Raw genomic sequence first — 18279 nt, forward strand, 5'->3', positions numbered from 1 at the left:
CTTGCATCCATCTTTACCCCTATTATGCCCAGAGAAGGTCCTCCAAATGATGGATAGCTGCCTAGATGCTGGCCCTCCCCGACAACTATATCGGCATCAGGGGGCCTGAAGATCCCAAGGGACAATGGATCAACCCCTGCGACAACAAGAGCACCTTTTTCACGTGTTATCTCAGCTATCTCCCTTGCTTTCCTCTCAACTATTCCGAAGAAATTCGGGCTCTCAAAGTAGACCATTGCTGTGCTTTCATCAGGCTTTAATGATGATATATCAACCTCCCCTGTCTCCCTGTCCATCAAATATTTCTCAACTTTCAGGCCTGCTCCAGCTGAATAGGTTTTGAGCACTTCCTCCCTTTCTGGATGGATGTTCTCAGGTATAATGACTTTTTTCCTGTGAGTTACCCTTGCTGACATTAAAGCTGCCTCAGCAAGAGCTGTTGACCAGTCATAGTGAGAAGCTGTCACAACATCCACGTTTAAAAGCTCTGCCATCAGGGATTGATACTCGAATATCGCCTGAAGGGCTCCCTGAGATACCTCAGCTTGATATGGTGTGTATGATGTGTATAACTCCTGCTTCCCAGCTATCTCATCAACTATGGCTGGGACATAGTGGAACCAGCATCCTCCTCCCGCAAAACAAATTCCAACTGTGTTCTTCGATGCTATCTTATCAAACTCCCTCTCCAGCTCCAGTTCTGAAAGCTGTTTTCCTATATCGGGAGGTTCTTCTAACATTATCTCCTTCGGTATATCGGAGAAGAGATCGGATATATCGCTCAAGCCAATTCTCCTGAGCATCTCAGGGATTAGATCTATGTTGGGAAGAAGCCTCCTGTGCATAATCGCATCATCTGAGGGCAAAATTTAATGTTTTCTGAGGCCATGAGCTGAGAGAAGCGGAGTTGAAACATCAGCTCATTGCACCTTCACATCAGAAAACTGTGGCTTATCGCTTTTTTACAGCTTTTTCACAAATCTGGAGGAATATACCAGCTTTAATTTTTAATTATCCCTTTTTCGCACTTAATTAAGGGGAAATTCTCTGAAGATGGGAAAAATGGTTATATAGGAAAAGAAAGGCGGGAAATATGTTCAATGCGAAATTCTAACAAAAAGACAGAATCCATAAGAAGGAATCACTTATATATCTCCTTTAGCAGAGCTTTTCCGGTGGTTGTATGATAGTATCATTCCACATACCTGAGGCCCTTGTGGAGGAGCTGAATAGGGCTGTAAAGGAGCTAGGATACACGAGCAAGAGCGAGGCAATAAGGGATGCAATAAGGCTCCTTGTCAGGGAGAGCAGGAGGAGGGATGCGAGATGAACAGTTTCTTTTCAGAGGCTTTGAAGAAAAGTGAGCAGAAGACAAAGGGGGAGGAGATACTGAACCTCCTCAGGAATCTATCAAATGAAAAACAGGATGAGAAGCAGATGGAGCAGGATTACTGGAGTTATGAAGTTCCCCTTGATACAGGAATGGATGGAGGCGTTGGAAAGGCAAGAATAGTGATACTGGGGGTTGGAGGGGCTGGATGCAACACTGCAAACACTCTTATGGAGCTTGGAGTTATGGGAGCTGAGGTCATAGCTGTGAACACCGATTACCAGCACCTTCAGAGGGTGAAGGCGCACAAGAAAGTGCTGATAGGGAAATCGATAACAAATGGATTGGGAGCTGGAGGCTCACCTGAGCTTGCAAGAGCTTGTGCGGAGAACGATGCAAGCCTTATAGCTGAGGCGATGGGGAACAGAGTTGATCTAGCATTTGTGGCCGCTGGAATGGGAGGAGGAACTGGGACCGGAGCTAGCCCTGTCGTGGCAAGGATAGCGAGGGAGAAAGGAGCTAGGGTGATAGGTGTTGTCACGCTTCCATTCAAGGCTGAGCAGAGGTTGAGGATGAAGGTGGCAATGGAGGGAGTAAAGCAGCTCAGGAAGTATGCTGACACAGTTGTCCTGATATCCAATGACAAGCTTCTCTCATTAGCTGGGCCTTTGCCAATTCAGGATGCCTTCAGAATAGGGGATTACACTCTGGCTGTGATGGTCAAGGGGATAACTGAGATAATAAACAAGAAAGCCCTTGTCAACGTGGACCTTCAGGATGTCAGGAATGTGATGGCTGCAGGCGGTGTGGCAGCAGTTGGGATAGGGGAATCTGATCATCCAAGTCACAGGGCAACTGAGGCTGTGAAGATGGCATTGGAGAACCAGCTAATAGACATAAGCACGGATGGAGCAACAGGAGCACTGATAGTTGTGACGGGAGGCCCCTCAATGAAGCTTTCGGAGGTCACTGAGATAGCTGAGTACGTGACAAGCAGGATGGATCCGAATGCAGTGGTGAAGATAGGGGCTGACATAGATCCAAACCTAGGGGAGAAGATAAGGGTGATACTCCTCCTCTCAGGCATTCACTCCCCCCAGATACTCCCGGGCACACCAGAGCCAGTAAAAAGATCACCAATAAACTGGATTAGGCCTGAGGAGGATGTAGAGGAGATCGTAGCTGCTACTTTAGGCCCCGGCTACATGCTGAAGTTCTGAAGGGGCCTCCTCCTCTTTTTTGATTGGATGATTCATCATTCATTTTGTTGCCCCCTTATTAGAATTCGACTACCTTTCCAGTGGGCAAGGCTGACTCCAGTTTTAGTTTCTTTTCATTGCACATGTGAAAAGGAAGGTGTATGAACAGATTTCTTCAATTCTCTTTGTGAGATTCCGGATTATATAGGCCCCTTCAATAAGAGGAGCTTGAGGAAGTCCTCTAGTCATCCTCGCACTCTCTAGAGAGGTTTTGATATTAAATTTTCCGATTACGTATTCCTACTTCAAGAATTCTTCATATTTTTATGTTAAAGCTGAGAGCCCCGTAAACTGTTGAGCATCTCATCCCTAGATACCATTTATTAGTTTTCACTGCGGTGAAAAACCCTGTTTCAATGGATCCACAAGCCTTATTGTAAATCCCTTCCATTCAACCTTTTCCAGGAGAAGAAGCTCATCGTCGTGGGTGTACATCACAGGTACCCTGTTCATAATGAAGTTTGCCAGTATCAGTGAGTCTCTACCTCCCAGACCATAATTTACAGCCAGATCCAAGCCTATATCTGATAAAGTTTGACCGAGGAACTTTATGTAAGGGTGCTCTAAGATCATGTGAAGCCTTTTAGCTGCCTCTGAGGGAACCCACTTCTGGCTGAATACCAAGACATGGTAGGTCTCATGAATCACAGTTGGATTTACTGCTACCATATTATCCGGTGACAGATTGAGCAACAGATTTCTCAGGTATTTATGCTCAGGATAGGCCGGATCAAGGGAATAAGTATATTTGCATCTAGACCGACGATCAATGCCTCACCCAGATTTTCTTCATCTCAGAGGGAGGCCAGTTCTCCGGCTCTCCTGTCCGAGGAGGATCTGAGCTGATAACCTCCTTAAATTCCTCTAAGAACGTCTTCTCCTTTTTCAGGAGAAATCCATCCTTCGTCCTCTCCAAGATCACTACCTCTCCCAGTTCCTGATCTCCTCAGGTAACAAGATCCTTCCCTTGGAATCCACCCTCAGCCTCATCTGCATCAATTCTTCGATATAACTTTTTTCATTTCTTAGTGGAGCAATCCTTCAAGTTGCTTATCCACTAGTCTATATATTTTTCAGATATATAGATTCCAACTTATTTTTGTAGAGTTTATCTTGGCACAAAAGGAAAGAACTGTGCTCTGTTATCTCTGCTACTCCAAGTGCACCTTTCTCGCTGTGCTTTCCCATGCTTTTCCTTTAGGGCATTCACAAGCCTGTTCTAAGAACTCGGTATTTCATGAAAACTGAGAATATAGGGCTAAAGCAATGAGGCATTCAGAGATCCTGCAGAGCTATCCTGTGGCAGCTTCTTTGCTTCCCATGGAGGATCTTCAATGGAAAAACAAATAAGCTTTTTATAATTCTAAAATGCTAAGTCCTTCAAGCAGAATGTGTGGAGTGGGAGCTTTAGTCCACCTTCTGTACTTGGGCGGATTGGATCAATCCAATCCACCCAATTTGGGCGGATTTGGCTTCGCGCCCTTTCGGGCTTGCACCCGGCAGCCCCGCCCCCGTTTCACCGGTTCCTCCAGGGTCCTAAGCTTTAAGGCATCATCGCCATACCCGGGAGGCCGTGTCGTTTCTGTGAGCGGGGAGCCCCTCTCAGGGCTTTTCTGCCAAAAAGGGTGGGTGGACCTTCCTCAGCAAAAAGCCGAACCGCCCAGCTCCCTCTCCACGAGCGCCTGATGTATCGCTGATCCCTGGCCACTGCTTTCGGGCTTTGGGAGTGGTGGGCTGAGGCGGTCCGCATAAGCTCCCGCCTTACACCCCCACCCCATCAAACGGGTCTTCTACCCGCGCCCTTACCCTTACCGGGACGGCCGCCTATTTTCGGGGCCCGTTTCGGGCTTAGATGCTTTCAGCCCTTACCGGTTGGGGCGTGGCTACCCGGCGACGCCCTGGAGGACGACCGGTACACCAGAGGCCCCGGCACCCCGTTCCTTTCGTACTTAGGGTCCCTTCCCCTCAGGCGGCCATGCAGCCCCAGCAGGTAGAAACCGAACTGGCTCGCGACGTTCTGAACCCAACTCACGTTCCCCTTTAATGGGCGAGCATCCCTACCCTTGGGGGCTGCTGCACCCCCAGGATGGGCAGTGTCGACGTCGGGGAAGCAAGCGGCGGGGCCGATGGGGACTCTCACCCGCCACGGCTCCGTTACCCCTGGGGTAACTTTTCTGTCGTACCCGGCCCTCACCGAGAGGGCTCGAGTGTTCGCTAGGCCCGGCTTTCACCTCTGGATCCCACGCGTTTAGGGATCCAGTCAGGCAGGCTTTTGGCCTTGCCCTCTACGGTGGGTTTCTGTCCCACCTGAGCCTGCCTTTGGGCGCCCCTGATATCTTTGCAGGGGCGTACCACCCCAGCCAAACTGCCCACCTAGCCCTGTCCCCTTTCGGGTTAGGGATACACCCGCGGAAGGGTGGTGTTCCAGGGCCGCTTCAACAGCCCCCTCGAGGGCTGTCACATCGCTCCCACCTACGCTCTGCATCCGCAGATATATCCCAAGGCCAGGCTGCAGTGAAGCTCCACAGGGTCTTCTCTCCCCACTGGGGCGTCCCGGTCTGTACACCGGGATGCGGGTTCACCGGCATGCGGGAGGGGACAGCGGGCACCTCGTTAAGCCATTCATGCACGCCGATTTTTATTCGGCAAGGCATATGGCTACCTTTCCCCCGGCGGCCCCCTTATAGAGAGCGGAGACCGACCGTTAAGAGAGTCAGAGTTACTCCCGGCTTTCACCGGCCCTTCTCCCGGTTGAACCCGGGGTTCAGGTACCGGCATTGGCCAGGCCTCATCCCCCGTACAAACCCTTTCGGGCTTGCGGGGAACTATGTTTTTGTTAAACAGTCGGGCACCCCTTGTCACTGCGACCTGCGAATCCCCCCGAAGGGAGAGACGCAGGCACCCCTTCTTCCGAAGTTACGGGGCCAGTTTGCCGAGTTCCCTCTCCCGCGTTAGGGCCGACAGGCCTTGGCCTTCTCAGCCAGCGCACCAGTGTCGGTTCTCGGTACGATCACCGGGAATCGTTCCCCTCTCCCTTTTCATGGGCCCCAGGCATCAGCAGAAGAGCCCAAAAGGGCTCCCCATCACACCTTCAGCCGCTTCTCACCTTTACGGTACTCCACGGCCTTCAGTGCTTGGGAGGGTCGCTTTTGGCCCCCTCTCTGCCTAGCCCGAGGCGTCAGGAGAGGGGCTTGCGTTGCCGCACCTATCCCGGTGGCGCCGGAATATTAACCGGCTTCCCTTTCGGCACCGTCCAGTTGGGAGGTGCCTTAGGATCGGCTTACCGCCGGCTGACGAAGCATTGCCGGCGAACCCTGGCGCTTTCGGCCGCGGGGATTCTCACCCCGCTTTGCTGCTACTACCGCCGGGATCCGCGACGCACACCGGTCCATCGGAGCTCACGCCCCGACTTCTGCCCAGTGTGCGCGCCCACCTACCTAGCGCATCCATCCGGATGCGCCACTGGGGTATCGGCGCCCGGTTTCAGCCCCGACTCATTTTCGGGGCCTCCCTCCTCGGCGGGTGAGCTGTTACGCACTCTTTAAAGGATGGCTGCTTCTGAGCCTACCTCCCCGCTGTCTTAGGAGGGAGACTCCCTTCGGATTTCGGCACTTAACCGGGACTTGGGGGCCTTAACCCCAGTCTGGGTTGTTCCCCTCTCGGCGACAGAGCTTCCCCCTGCCGCCCGGCTCCCCGCTTCTACGGGGAGGGCGCATTCGGGGTTCGAAAGGGCGGTGGGGACCTAGATCCCCTTGCCGCCCAATCGTTGCCCTACCGCGCCCTCTCCCTCCACGGAGATCCTCCTGCGGGAGGCTTCGGTGGGAACCAGCTATTGCCGGGCTAGATTGGTCTTTTGCCCCTACTCCCAGGTCACGGGAGGGATTTGCACCTCACCATCCCTATCGGGCCTCCACCGGGCTTGCGGCCCGGCTTCGCCCTGCCCAGGAGTAGATCGCCCGGCTTCTGGTCTCACTGGCGTGACTAAGCCCCCTTTCAGAGGCAGCCCCCTCGCCGAAGCTGCGGGGCATTCGCTTTCGCTCCGCCTCCGGGCCTCAGCCCTTAGGCTCGCCACGCCAGTGAACTCCCCGGCGCGTGTTTCAAGACGTACGGGGCAACCCCAGTCCAGCCCCTCGTACTCATGCCTTGCGGCATTTTCCTTCGGGGCATTCATCCTTTTAGGGCTGCCGCTCCTATGACCGCCTGGTTTCAGGCTCTTTTCACCCCGCGCCAACGGTGCTTTTCAGCTTTCCCTCACGGTACTAAGTGCGCTATCGGTCTCGGGACGTGTTTAGCCTTGGAGGTCGGTGACCCCCAGTTCCCACGGGTATTCCAACCCGCGGTACTCAGGGAACAGCCAACCTCCACCACAGGTTACGCCTACGGGGCTCTCACCCTCTATGGCGGAGCGTTCCAGCTCACTTCGGCTTCCCCGTGGTGGAGGCATTAGGCTGCCCCACAACACCACATCCGTCCCCTTTTACAAGGGGACGTTCGGTTTGGGCTCTGCCCCTTTCCCTCGCCGGTACTCAGGGCATCTCTTTTTGATTTCTCTTCCTCCCCCTACTGAGATGCTTCAGTTCGGGGGGTTCCCGCTCCTCATCGGAGCGCCCATTAAGGGCGGCATTGCCATTCGGGGATCCCCGGATCTAAGCCCGCATGCGGCTCCCCGGGGCTTATGGCAGCTTGCCACCCCCTTCCTCGGCGCCCGAGCCGAGCCATCCACCAGGCGGCGTAGCAGCAATGGCCAGGGATCACTAGCGCATCAGGCGCTCATTGGCATAAGCCTAGCGCTCACCCGCATATCAGAGATATGCGGGATCATAAGGGAGAGTTGGGGTGTCCCCTTTGTGGGAGGTGATCCAGCCGCAGGTTCCCCTACGGCTACCTTGTTACGACTTACCCCCCCTCGCGGAGCCAAGGCTCGATCCCAGCTCTTTTGGAGCTGGGACCTTGCCCCAGCTCCACTCGGGTGAGTTGACGGGCGGTGTGTACAAGGGGCAGGGACGTATTCACCGCGGTATGGAGAACCGCGGTTACTAGGGATTCCGGGTTCACGAGGGCGAGTTGCAGCCCTCGATCCCAACTACGAGCGGGTTTGAGGGATTAGCTCCCCCTCTCGGGGTCGCATCCCGCTGTCCCGCCCATTGCAGCCCGCGTGCGGCCCGGGGGATTAGGGGCATACTGACCTGCCGTAGCCCCCACCTTCCTCCTCCTCTTCGGAGGCGGTCCCCCTAGTTTGCCCGGTCCCTCCCGAAGGAGGCCGCTGGCAACTAGGGGCGGGGGTCTCGCTCGTTGCCTGACTTAACAGGACACCTCACGGCACGAGCTGGCGACGGCCATGCACCACCCCTCAGCGCGTCTGGTAAGGTCTTCAGCCTGACCTTCATCCTGCTGTCGCCCCCGGTAAGATTCCCGGCGTTGAGTCCAATTAAGCCGCAGGCATTCACCCCTTGTGGTGCCCCCCCGTCAATTCCTTCAAGTTTCAGCCTTGCGGCCGTACTCCTCAGGCGGCCGGCTTAATGCCTTCGCTTCGACACTGGCCAAGGCCGAAACCTTGGCCAGCACCTAGCCGGCATCGTTTACGGCTGGGACTACCCGGGTATCTAATCCGGTTTGCTCCCCCAGCTTTCGTCCCTCACCGTCGGACGCGTTCAAGCCGGGCGCCTTCGCCACTGGTGGTCCTCCCGGGATCTACGCATTTTACCGCTCCCCCGGGAATACCCCCGGCTCCTCCCGCTCCCTAGCCCTGCAGTATCTGCAGCAGCCCGCCTGTCTACAGGCGGATTTAACTGCAGACTTGCAGGGCCGGCTACGGACGCTTTAGGCCCAGTATGCGTGGGAACCCCTCGGGGAGCTGGTTTTACCGCGGCGGCTGCCACCAGCCTTGCCCTCCCCTTTCTACCCCCTGCTTTTTACACAGGGGAACAGCCACCCTCAGCGGGTGGCACTCGGGTTCACTCCGTCGCCCTTTCGGGCATTGCGGAATCTTCGCGCCTGCTGCACCCCTTAGGGCCTAGACCCTTGTCTCAGTGCCCATCTCCGGGCTCCCCCTCTCAGGGCCCGTACCCGTCGTAGGCTAGGTGGGCCGTTACCCCACCTACTACCTGATAGGCCGCGGTCCCATCCTGGGGCCTCAGCGGTCCATTTCCCGCCTACTTTTGGCGTGAGGGCATTTCAGCACCCCACACCTATCCGGGATTAGCCTCAGTTTCCCGAGGTTATCCCGGTCCCCAGGGTAGGTTGACCGCGTATTACTGAGCCGTGCGCCGCCAGGGGCAAGTGCCCCCAGCCGACTCGCATGGCTTAGTCTGAACCCGATAGGGGTTCCCTCCGGCAGGATCAACCGGTCTCATACTGGCCGCAGGCCTCATATGATAATCTCTCCACGGGGACACCCCAACTCTCTTGGGCATAAGGGATCCGCATAAGCGTTTTCCTTATGCCCGCATAAGAACTGTTGCCATGGATGGAAACACCACCCCTTTCAGCCGCAGGCCTCATCCCATCGAGGTGGAGTTGCCGGGACCATGGCAAGCTTAGTATACCAGTGGCAGCTATATAAAGATTTTTCTAATTAAAATGTGTTATTAATGTTGGAATCATGTAATTAGAGCCTCTAGCACAGCTTTTGCTGTGTGAAGCCTGTTTTCAGCCTGATCAAAAGCCCTGCTTCTCTCTCCATATGCCACTTCCTCGGTTATCTCCTGTCCTATGAACCAAGGTTGACAGTGCAGAACTATTGCATCTTTTGAGGCAAGTCTCATTATGTCCGAGTTTACTTGGTATTTCCTGAAAGCTCTCATCCTCTCCTCCACATCTGTAACGCCCATGGAGACCCAAGTGTCGGTGTAGACGACGTTTGCATCCTTTATAGCCTTCTCTGGGTCCTCAAAAATCTCTATTGATCCTCCAGTTTTTTCGGCTATTTTTCTCGATACTTCAACTTCTTCTGTCGGAGGCTGATACTTTGAGGGAGCCCCCACTCTAAAATCATAGCCCATCAGAGCAGAAGCGTGCATCAAGCTCAATGCTGTGTTTGTTGCTCCATCTCCAAGAAAGACAACCAGAACTTTTCTCTGTCCGAACTCCTCCACTATGGTCATCACATCCGCCAGTGCTTGAAGCGGATGGTACTTGTCTGAAAGCATATTTATAACCGGAACTGATGCCCACCTAGCCAATTCCTCGAGCGTCTCATGTTTCTTTACTCTAGCAGCGATAGCATCAACATATCTGCTCAGCACAAGCGCAGTATCCTTCAGGCTTTCTCCTCTGGATATCTGCATTGCCTCCTCGGAGAGATTTATGAAATTTCCTCCCAAGCTCTCAACAGCTACAGTCATAGAAACCCTAGTCCTCGTGGATGGCTTCTCAAATATAGCAGCAACATGTTTTCCGCTCAGCGGCTTACCCTTGACAAGACCCTTCTTGTGATCGAAGGATCTTTCAAGCAGTGCCTTAAATTCAGAGGGCTTGAAACTGGTGAGGGTCAGGAAGTCCCTTCCTCTAAGATATGAGAGCCTCATAGGGTATGACAAAAGCAGATAGTAAAAAACTTTTCTTTAAGAAAATATGAGAAAGAGCTGCCTCCTGCTGATATCAGAACTCTATACCCTTTCTTGCCTTAACTCCCCTCATATACGGATGTTTCAATTCTTGAAATATTGTTACATAATCAGCTACCTCAATTAGCCTTCTATCAGCATACCTTCCCGTGAGAACTACCTCACATTCCGCCTTTCTGATAATATCCAGTAGCTCCTCAACCTCTATCAATCCAAAATGAACTGCAACATTTATTTCATCCAGAATAACCATATCGTATGTTTTTATTGCGTCTTTAGCTGCTTCCAGTCCTTCTCTTGCTTTCTCATAATCCTCCTCTTTAGCAGGAGGTAGGAATCTTCCTGTTCCGGATAAGAGGATAGATACGTTTTCAAACCTTTTTATCGCCCTTACCTCCCCGCTTTCTCCTCCTTTCATGAACTGGACTATAAATACCTTCATTCCATTTCCCAAGGCTCTTAAAGCAAGGCCGAATGCAGCTGTGGTCTTCCCCTTTCCATTTCCAGTATACACATGTATCATATGTCTTAGAAGAAAGGGAAATAAAAAAGCTTTTAGCTAGCGAAAGTGAGGAAAGAATTTTTCATGAGTAACAGTTTTTATCTATCTTTTCATCCAATAGTACTTTGCTAAATTGACTGCGAAGAGGAACTGGTGAGAAAAAGTAATTTTAGAGGGGCAAGAAATTGTTAAAAAATTAACTAAAGGAGAAATTTTATTGAGAGATCTGCTGAAATCGGAGTTAATTTTTCTGATCTGCTTTTCAAAATTTGTAATGAAAAATTTATTTCTCAAAGAGATATCTGAGCTGATGAGCTCGAGAATTCTCGCTATCAAAGCCTCGGATTACATATTAATAGCCTCATTTGTGTCATCCGCTGAAAAAGTTAATGGAGAAGGCTTTTTAACATTAGGTGATGTGATCGCCTCCAAGTTTCATCTTGCATTCTCATTTGGAAGAGCTGTCAGGTCATTTAAAGAGGGAAGGAATATAGCAAGAAGCATTGAAAATGAAGTCATATGTAACATCCTAGGAGATAGGCAAGTGGAGAGAGCACTGAGAATTGCTAAAGCAAATAAGCCCCATTTCTTTCTTCTTCTGATAGGAAAGGATCTAGAGGAAACTATAAGAAGGTATGTGGACTTCTGTAGAAGGAAACGACTGAGGATAGAGGATTGGCCGGAGAGACCTGATTTAGATCTATTGGAGAAAGCAGCAATAGAGGTATACTAGGGAGATATTTGGACTCCGAGGACAAAATTATATATAGTCAGGAGTATAACCTCCTATGTCCTATGTTGAAGCCAAGTACAGGGAATTGCTGGAGGAAATAGAAAGCACTAGGTTGAGGATAGCAGAGTTTACTGCTGAACTTCAGGGAATAGAGGAAGCTCTGAGCAGGCTTGAAAATCTTCCAGATGATGCTGTTCTGTATGAGAGAGCTGGACATATATACGTCAGAAGAACAAAGGAGGAGACACTAATAGATCTCAAAGCCAGGAGGAACATGCTCAGCTCGCTAATAGAGGAGCTGAAGAAAAAGGAGAACAGGGCAAGAACTGAGCTAAAACAACTTGTTGAGAGCGTTAAGGCTGGAGAAGCTGGCGCTTAAACTCTTGTATAGCCCCTGATAAGCTTGTTATATGGTTTTTAGTAATTCTCATGGTTTCCGTTAAGATGCTGTTATTACTAGCTTTCCCTTAGAAGCTCAATAACCTTTCTTTCGAAATCTTCTTTTCTATTGGCTGGTATTAAGCCTCCCGCAGCCTCTTCGTGTCCCCCTCCGATTCCACCTGCAGCCTCACATGCTGCTTTTAGAATTCCACTAAGTCCAATAGATCTATCGGCTGATCTAGCTGACACCTTAATCTTTCCGTTAGAAGAAGCATATCCAATGACAGCCCTTGTTTTTAGCTTCTTGCTTAGTATTGAGACAATAACACCTATCATTGTGTCCCTTATATGTTCCTCTCCATCTATAAACGCTATTTTCTCCACAATTCTAGCACTGCTTTCATATCTTACCACTGCCTCATTTATCTCCTTTCTATAATCATTAAGAATATCGGCAGCTTCGTTTATATGTTTTCTCACTCCCTTGGCAAGCATTATGCCTATTTCTGGCCTTCCCATTCTTCCACATGCGTTCAAAACTGTTGCAAAGCTCCTTAAATCTCTGAGAAATGAGGTTGGTTCCTCGCTCCTCAGCAGGTATACCTTTCCTATTATCTCCTTTGGATCAGAAAACGGAGCTATAATCCTTATGAGCTCGCTTACAAGCTCTTTTTTCTTCTCTGCTGAAAGATCTTCAAGAGTTGTCCACTTATCATCTTTCTTCACAGGTATTCCAAGCTTCTCGAGGAGACCTACAGCAGCAGAGCTATTTCCGGAAATTCCTGGGATGAGTGGTTGAACTGTCCTCTCGAGAGCTGCTGCAAGAGGATATCCGGGACCGCCAAAGAGCTTTAAGTCGTTTTTTATTGATATTATTCCATTTCTTTCTGCTATCTCAGCTATCATCCTGTTTATACCACTCAGCTCGTGGCTTTCAGAGTACTGAAGATCTCCCAGAGCTCCTATGAGAGGTATATGAGGTGATGTGTCCGATCTGAGAGCCTCGGAGAGAAGATATGCGACACCAGCACCTGAAAGTTCCTCATCCCCATTTATGCCAAAAAGAAATGGGTTCAAATCCCTTATTTTTGTTGATATTATATCCGGTCTGTGATGATCCAGAATTATCACATTAGCTTTCTCAGCCAATTTCTCAACAAGCGATTTATAGCCTGATCCTATATCCCCAAATATAACAAGAGGATATCTCTCCCCAAGAAGCTCTTCTATCAAATCCTGATCTATGTACTTCACAGCCGATATATGATGGGGCACATCCATTTTGTCGAGAAAATCCGATACTATCGCAGCCGAGCTAAGACCGTCAGCATCGTTGTGAACCACTACCCTGACTGGAAGGAGATCTCTCCTCCTCCAGTTATTTAGGAGGAAATCTGAGGTTTCCAAAAAGGCCTTATATATGTCTTTACCTATTCTACCGAGAACTTCAAGCGGCATAGAGCTCCGATATCTCCGGTGAGTACTTCCAGTCCTTCGGCAGTTTTCCAACCCTCTTGTAATACTTCACTAGCCTGTGTATCTTGGATTCTATAAGAGATAAACCCCTTCTTGAAACCAGATCCTTCCTGTGAGTTTCCAGATGTTTTCTCACTCTATAAGCTCTTTTTATAAGATAGCTCAGGTCTTCCGGTATCTCTGGAGCTAATCCTTTCTCGGCAAGAACTTCAGTTATCTTCTTGCCGAGAACTCTTTTTACAAGTGGAACTCCATAGCTATCCCTCAATACCATCCCTATCTGGCTTGGAGGCAGGCCCTTTCTGGCAAGTTTTACGATAGTCTCTTCTATCTCCTCCTTGCTCAGCGGAATCCAGCTTAAATCTGTAGTTCTTGGTCTATCTGACGCTGATTTCCCTCTCTTCCTGCTGTGCATCCTAGCCATCGGGACACCGAGGAAGAGCTGATCTTCGGGTATTTAAACTTCCCCACTATATTTATATAAATAAATCATTGCTGAATTTTTAATTGAACTCTGAGGAGTAGAAAGTTTTTAACTTAAGGTCTTATCGCATGCCCAGACCGGGATGGCAGCAGAATATGAGGTTCTCGCAACTATCTCAATTGGCTTGATCCTCGGAATAGGCCTTGGATTAATTGGCATCCTGCTGGGAAAACTTCTTGCCCCCTCAAGAGATTTTCCTAGAAAAAGGGAGAGATATGAATGCGCTAATCCCCCTAAAGGGAGGGCTAGAGGCCTCTTCATGATGCAATATTATCCCTATTTGATCCTTTTCCTAACTCTTGAGCCGATAATGATATACTCATTTCTCTTCCTACTGGAGACACATAAATACCCGGTAAATGCCCTCATTTTATTCTCCAGCATAGTCGGGATGCTTATCCCTCCTCTCATATTTGGCATTCATTCAGCTAGGAGGTTAGAATTATGGTCTGCTCCCTAAACGCGATGTTCATCGGAAACCTTGAGAGATCCGCCAAAAAGGCTGCAAAATGGCTAGTTAACAGAAAACCGATAAGAAACATAGTGGACTGGGGAATCTCATTTTCTCTTTGGCCTGTTCACTTCACAACAGCATGCTGTGGTGCAGAGTTTGCTGCTGCAGCAGCCCCTAAATATGATACTGAGAGGTTCGGCTTTCTTCCATTCATAGGAATAAGACAATGCAATGTCCTCTTCATAGAGGGAACTTTAAGCAAGAAGATGGCTGAAGCCGCCCTGTGGATATATGAGCAGATGCCTGAGCCTAAATTTGTCATAGCAATGGGAGCTTGTGCAATAGGAGGGGGGATCTTCTGGAACAGCTACAATATAGTGAGACCGATGGACATACTTCCAATTAATGTATTTATTCCAGGATGTCCTCCAAGGCCGGAAGCTGTTGCTAGATCCATAATAATGCTCCAAGAGAGGATAAGAAGGGGGGAGTTAGTGAAGTATGAGGATAGATGAGCTGAAGCAGAAAATAGAGGGCGAATTGAGAGACTTAAAGGCTGAGATAGAGGCGAGGGATCCCAATGTAGTGAATATAAGAGCATCAAGGGATGATGTCATTGAGATTGCAAGAAGGCTCAGCTCCATCGGCTTCGATCATGTGAAGGCAGTGACAGCGGTGGATAGGGGAGATATATTTGAAGTTGATTATATAATTTCTTCATATTTGGGCGATCTTTCATATTATTTAGTTAACTTGAAAATTTCTCTTCCTCGAGATGACCCTAGAGCTCCCTCCTTAGTTGAGATATGGCCCAGCGTCCTATATCAAGAGCATGAAGAGCATGAAATGATGGGCATTTATTTTGAGGGCCATCCGAGGATGGGAAGGAAACTCCTGCTGCCGGAAAACTATGAGGGAATTCCTCCTCTGAGAAAGGAATTTAAGATAAAAACGGAGGGGATAGACTATGGAGGCTGAGGAGAGGGAACTGGAGCTTTTGATAGGGCCACAGCATCCAGCATCAGGTCATATGAGGCTCATAGCAAAGATAGATGGAGATGTTGTAACCGAACTCAGGCCAGATATAGGATATGTCCACAGGTCGGTTGAGAAGATAGCCGAGACAAAGAAGTTCCTTCAGATAATACCCTTGGTGGAGAGACCTTCTCTGCCTGATACTACAGCGAATAACTTAGCTTACGTAATGGCCCTGGAAAAGCTTCTGGGAATAGAACCTCCTCCCAGAGCCAGGTATCTTAGGACTCTTCTTGCTGAGATAACTAGGATACACAGCCATTTATATGGTCTTGGAATTCATGGGGTCATGATAGGTTCTTCAACAGCATATATGTGGTGTTTTGGTGATAGAGAGCCATTTCTACAGCTTGCACAGGAGCTGACAGGAGCAAGATTGACGTACTCCTACATAATACCAGGAGGTGTAAGAAGGGATATGCCAAAGGGATTTGCTGATAAAGTTGAGAAGGTGTTAAGATACATGGAGGGCAGAATGAAGGATTACTTCGATATATATTTCAACAACCCGGTGACAAGAGCTAGGCTTGAGGGAGTTGGAGTGTTAAAGAGGGAGGATGCAATAAGGCTTGGCGCTGTTGGACCGAATCTGAGAGCTAGCAATGTTCCATATGATGTTAGAAAAGCCGAACCCTATGCAGCATATCCTGATGTAGAATTCGATGTGATAACAGAGAAAGCAGGTGATTCCTTTGCCAGAGTTATGGTGAGAGTTAGAGAGATAGGGGAAAGCATTAAGATAATAAGACAGGTGCTCAAGAGAATTCCTGATGGTCCAATTTTGCATGAGAATTATGAAAAACTCATACCGCCGAAGCTCAAAGAGCAGTACAAAAGCACTGGTATTGTGAAGTTCCCCTCTCTTTTTGCCAATCTAAAGGCTCCTGAGGGGGAGGCAATTGCAAGGGTTGAGGGAGGAAGGGGAGAAGTTGTATTCCATATAATAAGTGATGGAAAGACAAGCCCGTACAGGTTGAGGATGGTGACTCCCTCCTTTAGAAATGTCGTGCTATTTGAGCATCTGACAAAAGGGGCTAGAGTAGCCGATATCCCAGCTATATATGGGAGTTTGGATTACTTTCCACCGGAGGCTGATAGATAATGCAGGTACAGGAGATTTTAAACATACTTTTCGAGCCATATATTTTCATTCCTCTTGTTTTTCCAGGCCTTATAGCCGCTTTTATTGTCCTTCTTATAATAATATGGCTTGAGAGAAAAATTGCTGCCAAAGTACAGCTCAGATATGGTCCTCTTTATATAATAAAACCGCTCGGTGGCGTGATACAGACAGTAGCTGACCTAATAAGATATCTATTTCAGGAACCGATAATTCCAAAGGATGTGGACAAGTTAGCATTTCTTCTAACTCCAGTATTCCTCTTTGGGCTGGCATATCTTCCTGTTGTGGTGATACCAATAGGTCCAAGCTACTATGCATTCAGAAGCGACCTATCTCTCCTCATAGCTCTGGCTTTGACTACTCTTGCGCCCATATTTACTGTTCTGATGGGATGGGCAAGCAACAACAAGTTCTCACTTATAGGAAGCGTAAGAGAAGGATATCTCGTGATATCCTACGAGATACCAATCTTCCTTTCAGCCTTGTCCATGGCAATTCTCTATGGAACTTTGGATTTAGTTGAGATAGCTGAGGCCCAAAGAGGAATTTGGGGTATTTTCCTCAATCCAGTCGCTGCTGTGAACATGCTTGTCCTTATGTATATGTCAACATCGAAGTTCCCGTTTGAGATACCAGAGGCTGAAAGCGAAATAGTCGCAGGGCCGTATACAGAATATGGAGGCATTCTTTACGGACTTGTAATGGGTGCCTCTTATGTAAAGCTCTATGTCCTAAGCTTAGTCTATTCAATACTGTTTTTGGGTGGTTGGAATCCATTGCCTCAATCCATGATCGGAAATCCTTTTATCTCAGGCTCTGTTTTATTTATAAAGTCTTTTATATTAGTTGCGTTTGGCGCATTCCTTAGAGCTGTTTATCCTCGATTTAGAATAGACCAGGCAATAGGCTTAGGATGGAGGATATCACTTCCTCTCTCCCTTATCTCCATATTTATCTCTCTTCTTCTTGTGATGGGAGGTGTTAGATTTGTCTATTGATAGAACCGTAAGACATGTCAAGGCGATAATAACAGGGACCAAGTACCTTTTCTCTGGTCCCAGAATGACGATAATGTATCCGGAAGACATAGAAGAACTTCCAGAAGGCTATAGGGGGATGATAGAATATGATTGGAATTCCTGTATAAAGTGCTCTCTTTGCGCAATGATATGCCCTGCGGACGCAATAAAGATGTATGTCTCAAAGGAGGAGTCTGAGAAAGAGAAGAAGATAGTAAAAAGACCAGGGATAAACTATGCTAGGTGCATCTTCTGCGGTTTCTGTGTCGATATATGTCCCACGAACTCGCTTACCTTCAGCAAAGTCCATGATATGGCATATTATACTTATGAGGAGCATTTTTATCCGCCCGATAAATTCGCAGAGGGTATCAAGCATGTGCATAAGGGAAGAAGAGTGAGAGTAATTTTGGATGAGAAGAGGGGGATAAAATATGAGCCTGTTGATTGATCCAAATCTCTTGTTGTTCATTTTATCGTCCTTTTTAGCCGTTATAGCTGCTGTTATGGTTGTCTGGCACAGATCTATAGTATACTCTGCTTTCTTTCTTTCCATCCTAGGAATAGCAAATGCGATTCTATTTGCTATTCTAGGATTTCCGATAATCTCTCTTTTCCACCTAGCAGTCTATGTGGGAGCTGCTGTCACATTTATCCTCTTCTCTTTAGTTATGATGAGAGAAGCTCCATCAGTAGAACCAGAAACAAAGATAACTGCTGTAATATCAGTTATAATGCTTATTATACTGTTTTCTGAACTCTTTATTGGAGGAAGGGGAGAGACATCATTTTATCTAAACTATAGGGATCTCACATCAATCTTGCTTGAGAGATACTGGTTTTCTCTTCTTGTTGCTGCTCTTGCCCTAGTTACAACGTTAATAGAGGCAATAACATTGGCTAGAAGGGAGGTATAAT

General features: G+C 48.7%; 17 protein-coding genes, 2 rRNA genes, 1 other RNA gene and 1 pseudogene. 11 read left to right on the forward strand and 10 right to left on the reverse strand.

Features of this window, described 5'->3' with window-relative positions; all coding sequences use genetic code 11:
- Positions 1-845, reverse strand: a pseudogene (locus D6D85_RS06585) (aminomethyl-transferring glycine dehydrogenase subunit GcvPA); the annotation flags it as partial.
- A gap of 338 nt (positions 846-1183) precedes the next feature.
- Between D6D85_RS06585 and D6D85_RS06590 the strand changes: the two are divergent.
- Both D6D85_RS06590 and ftsZ read left to right on the forward strand, forming a co-directional pair.
- Positions 1184-1330 (forward strand): ribbon-helix-helix domain-containing protein, encoded by a 147-nt coding sequence (locus tag D6D85_RS06590; RefSeq protein ID WP_125671282.1) that lies wholly within the window; start codon positions 1184-1186, stop codon positions 1328-1330.
- Entirely contained in the window at positions 1327-2550 is a 1224-nt protein-coding gene (gene ftsZ, locus D6D85_RS06595; protein ID WP_125671283.1) for a cell division protein FtsZ, read from the forward strand. The genes D6D85_RS06590 and ftsZ overlap by 4 nt, the downstream gene beginning before the upstream one ends.
- Before the next feature lie 369 nt (positions 2551-2919).
- Here ftsZ and D6D85_RS06600 read toward each other — a convergent pair whose 3' ends face one another.
- The 7 genes from D6D85_RS06600 to D6D85_RS06625 all read right to left on the reverse strand — a co-directional run bounded on the left by D6D85_RS06600 (position 2920) and on the right by D6D85_RS06625 (position 10677).
- Positions 2920-3258, reverse strand: coding sequence for a type II toxin-antitoxin system VapC family toxin (locus D6D85_RS06600; protein ID WP_125671284.1), 339 nt, complete (start codon positions 3256-3258; stop codon positions 2920-2922).
- 97 nt (positions 3259-3355) lie between these two features.
- On the reverse strand, positions 3356-3505 hold the full coding sequence (locus tag D6D85_RS16225) for a hypothetical protein (protein ID WP_161969726.1): 150 nt from the start codon (positions 3503-3505) through the stop codon (positions 3356-3358).
- Between the two features lie 480 nt (positions 3506-3985).
- Positions 3986-4262: RNase P RNA component (gene rnpB / locus D6D85_RS06605), an RNA gene on the reverse strand.
- Between the two features lie 28 nt (positions 4263-4290).
- Positions 4291-7336 (reverse strand): 23S ribosomal RNA (locus D6D85_RS06610).
- 102 nt (positions 7337-7438) lie between these two features.
- A 16S ribosomal RNA gene (locus tag D6D85_RS06615) occupies positions 7439-8939 on the reverse strand.
- The 16S and 23S rRNA genes sit together here, the layout of an rRNA operon.
- Before the next feature lie 249 nt (positions 8940-9188).
- Entirely contained in the window at positions 9189-10115 is a 927-nt protein-coding gene (gene argF / locus D6D85_RS06620; protein WP_125671285.1) for an ornithine carbamoyltransferase, read from the reverse strand.
- Positions 10116-10188: 73 nt separating this feature from the next.
- Complete coding sequence (locus D6D85_RS06625; protein WP_125671286.1) at positions 10189-10677, reverse strand: cob(I)yrinic acid a,c-diamide adenosyltransferase; 489 nt, start codon at positions 10675-10677, stop codon at positions 10189-10191.
- 289 nt (positions 10678-10966) lie between these two features.
- On the opposite strand from D6D85_RS06625, the gene D6D85_RS06630 reads away from it, so the two are divergent.
- Both D6D85_RS06630 and D6D85_RS06635 read left to right on the forward strand, forming a co-directional pair.
- Positions 10967-11389: a hypothetical protein gene (locus tag D6D85_RS06630; protein ID WP_125671287.1), complete on the forward strand. Its 423-nt coding sequence runs from the start codon at positions 10967-10969 to the stop codon at positions 11387-11389.
- Between the two features lie 55 nt (positions 11390-11444).
- Positions 11445-11768, forward strand: a complete 324-nt coding sequence (locus D6D85_RS06635; RefSeq protein WP_125671288.1) for a prefoldin subunit — start codon at positions 11445-11447, stop codon at positions 11766-11768.
- Positions 11769-11845: 77 nt separating this feature from the next.
- Here D6D85_RS06635 and D6D85_RS06640 read toward each other — a convergent pair whose 3' ends face one another.
- Complete coding sequence (locus D6D85_RS06640) at positions 11846-13228, reverse strand: DHHA1 domain-containing protein (protein WP_125671289.1); 1383 nt, start codon at positions 13226-13228, stop codon at positions 11846-11848.
- Positions 13218-13670 carry a 30S ribosomal protein S15 gene (locus D6D85_RS06645; protein ID WP_125671290.1) on the reverse strand — a complete coding sequence of 151 codons (453 nt, stop codon included), beginning with the start codon at positions 13668-13670 and terminating at the stop codon, positions 13218-13220. The genes D6D85_RS06640 and D6D85_RS06645 overlap by 11 nt, the downstream gene beginning before the upstream one ends.
- Before the next feature lie 142 nt (positions 13671-13812).
- Between D6D85_RS06645 and ndhC the strand changes: the two genes are divergently transcribed.
- Genes ndhC through D6D85_RS06680 form a run of 7 tightly spaced genes read left to right on the forward strand, consistent with a single transcriptional unit; the run spans position 13813 to position 18278 of the window.
- The gene (gene ndhC / locus D6D85_RS06650; RefSeq protein WP_125671291.1) at positions 13813-14190 is read left to right on the forward strand and encodes an NADH-quinone oxidoreductase subunit A; all 378 of its coding nucleotides are present in this window, start codon (positions 13813-13815) and stop codon (positions 14188-14190) included.
- Positions 14175-14699: an NADH-quinone oxidoreductase subunit B gene (locus D6D85_RS06655; protein WP_125671292.1), complete on the forward strand. Its 525-nt coding sequence runs from the start codon at positions 14175-14177 to the stop codon at positions 14697-14699. Before ndhC ends, D6D85_RS06655 begins: the two co-directional genes overlap by 16 nt.
- Entirely contained in the window at positions 14686-15162 is a 477-nt protein-coding gene (locus tag D6D85_RS06660; protein WP_125671293.1) for an NADH-quinone oxidoreductase subunit C, read from the forward strand. Before D6D85_RS06655 ends, D6D85_RS06660 begins: the two co-directional genes overlap by 14 nt.
- The gene (locus tag D6D85_RS06665) at positions 15152-16321 is read left to right on the forward strand and encodes an NADH-quinone oxidoreductase subunit D (protein ID WP_125671294.1); all 1170 of its coding nucleotides are present in this window, start codon (positions 15152-15154) and stop codon (positions 16319-16321) included. Before D6D85_RS06660 ends, D6D85_RS06665 begins: the two co-directional genes overlap by 11 nt.
- Positions 16321-17340, forward strand: a complete 1020-nt coding sequence (nuoH, locus tag D6D85_RS06670) for an NADH-quinone oxidoreductase subunit NuoH (RefSeq protein ID WP_125671295.1) — start codon at positions 16321-16323, stop codon at positions 17338-17340. The genes D6D85_RS06665 and nuoH overlap by 1 nt, the downstream gene beginning before the upstream one ends.
- Complete coding sequence (locus D6D85_RS06675; protein WP_125671296.1) at positions 17330-17812, forward strand: NuoI/complex I 23 kDa subunit family protein; 483 nt, start codon at positions 17330-17332, stop codon at positions 17810-17812. Before nuoH ends, D6D85_RS06675 begins: the two co-directional genes overlap by 11 nt.
- A complete protein-coding gene (locus tag D6D85_RS06680) occupies positions 17796-18278 on the forward strand; it encodes an NADH-quinone oxidoreductase subunit J family protein (protein ID WP_125671297.1) in 483 nt (160 codons plus the stop codon). The genes D6D85_RS06675 and D6D85_RS06680 overlap by 17 nt, the downstream gene beginning before the upstream one ends.
- Position 18279: the final 1 nt, after the last annotated feature.

This window comes from Candidatus Methanodesulfokora washburnensis (assembly GCF_003947435.1).
Taxonomy (GTDB): Archaea; Korarchaeota; Korarchaeia; order Korarchaeales; family Korarchaeaceae; genus Methanodesulfokora; species Methanodesulfokora washburnensis.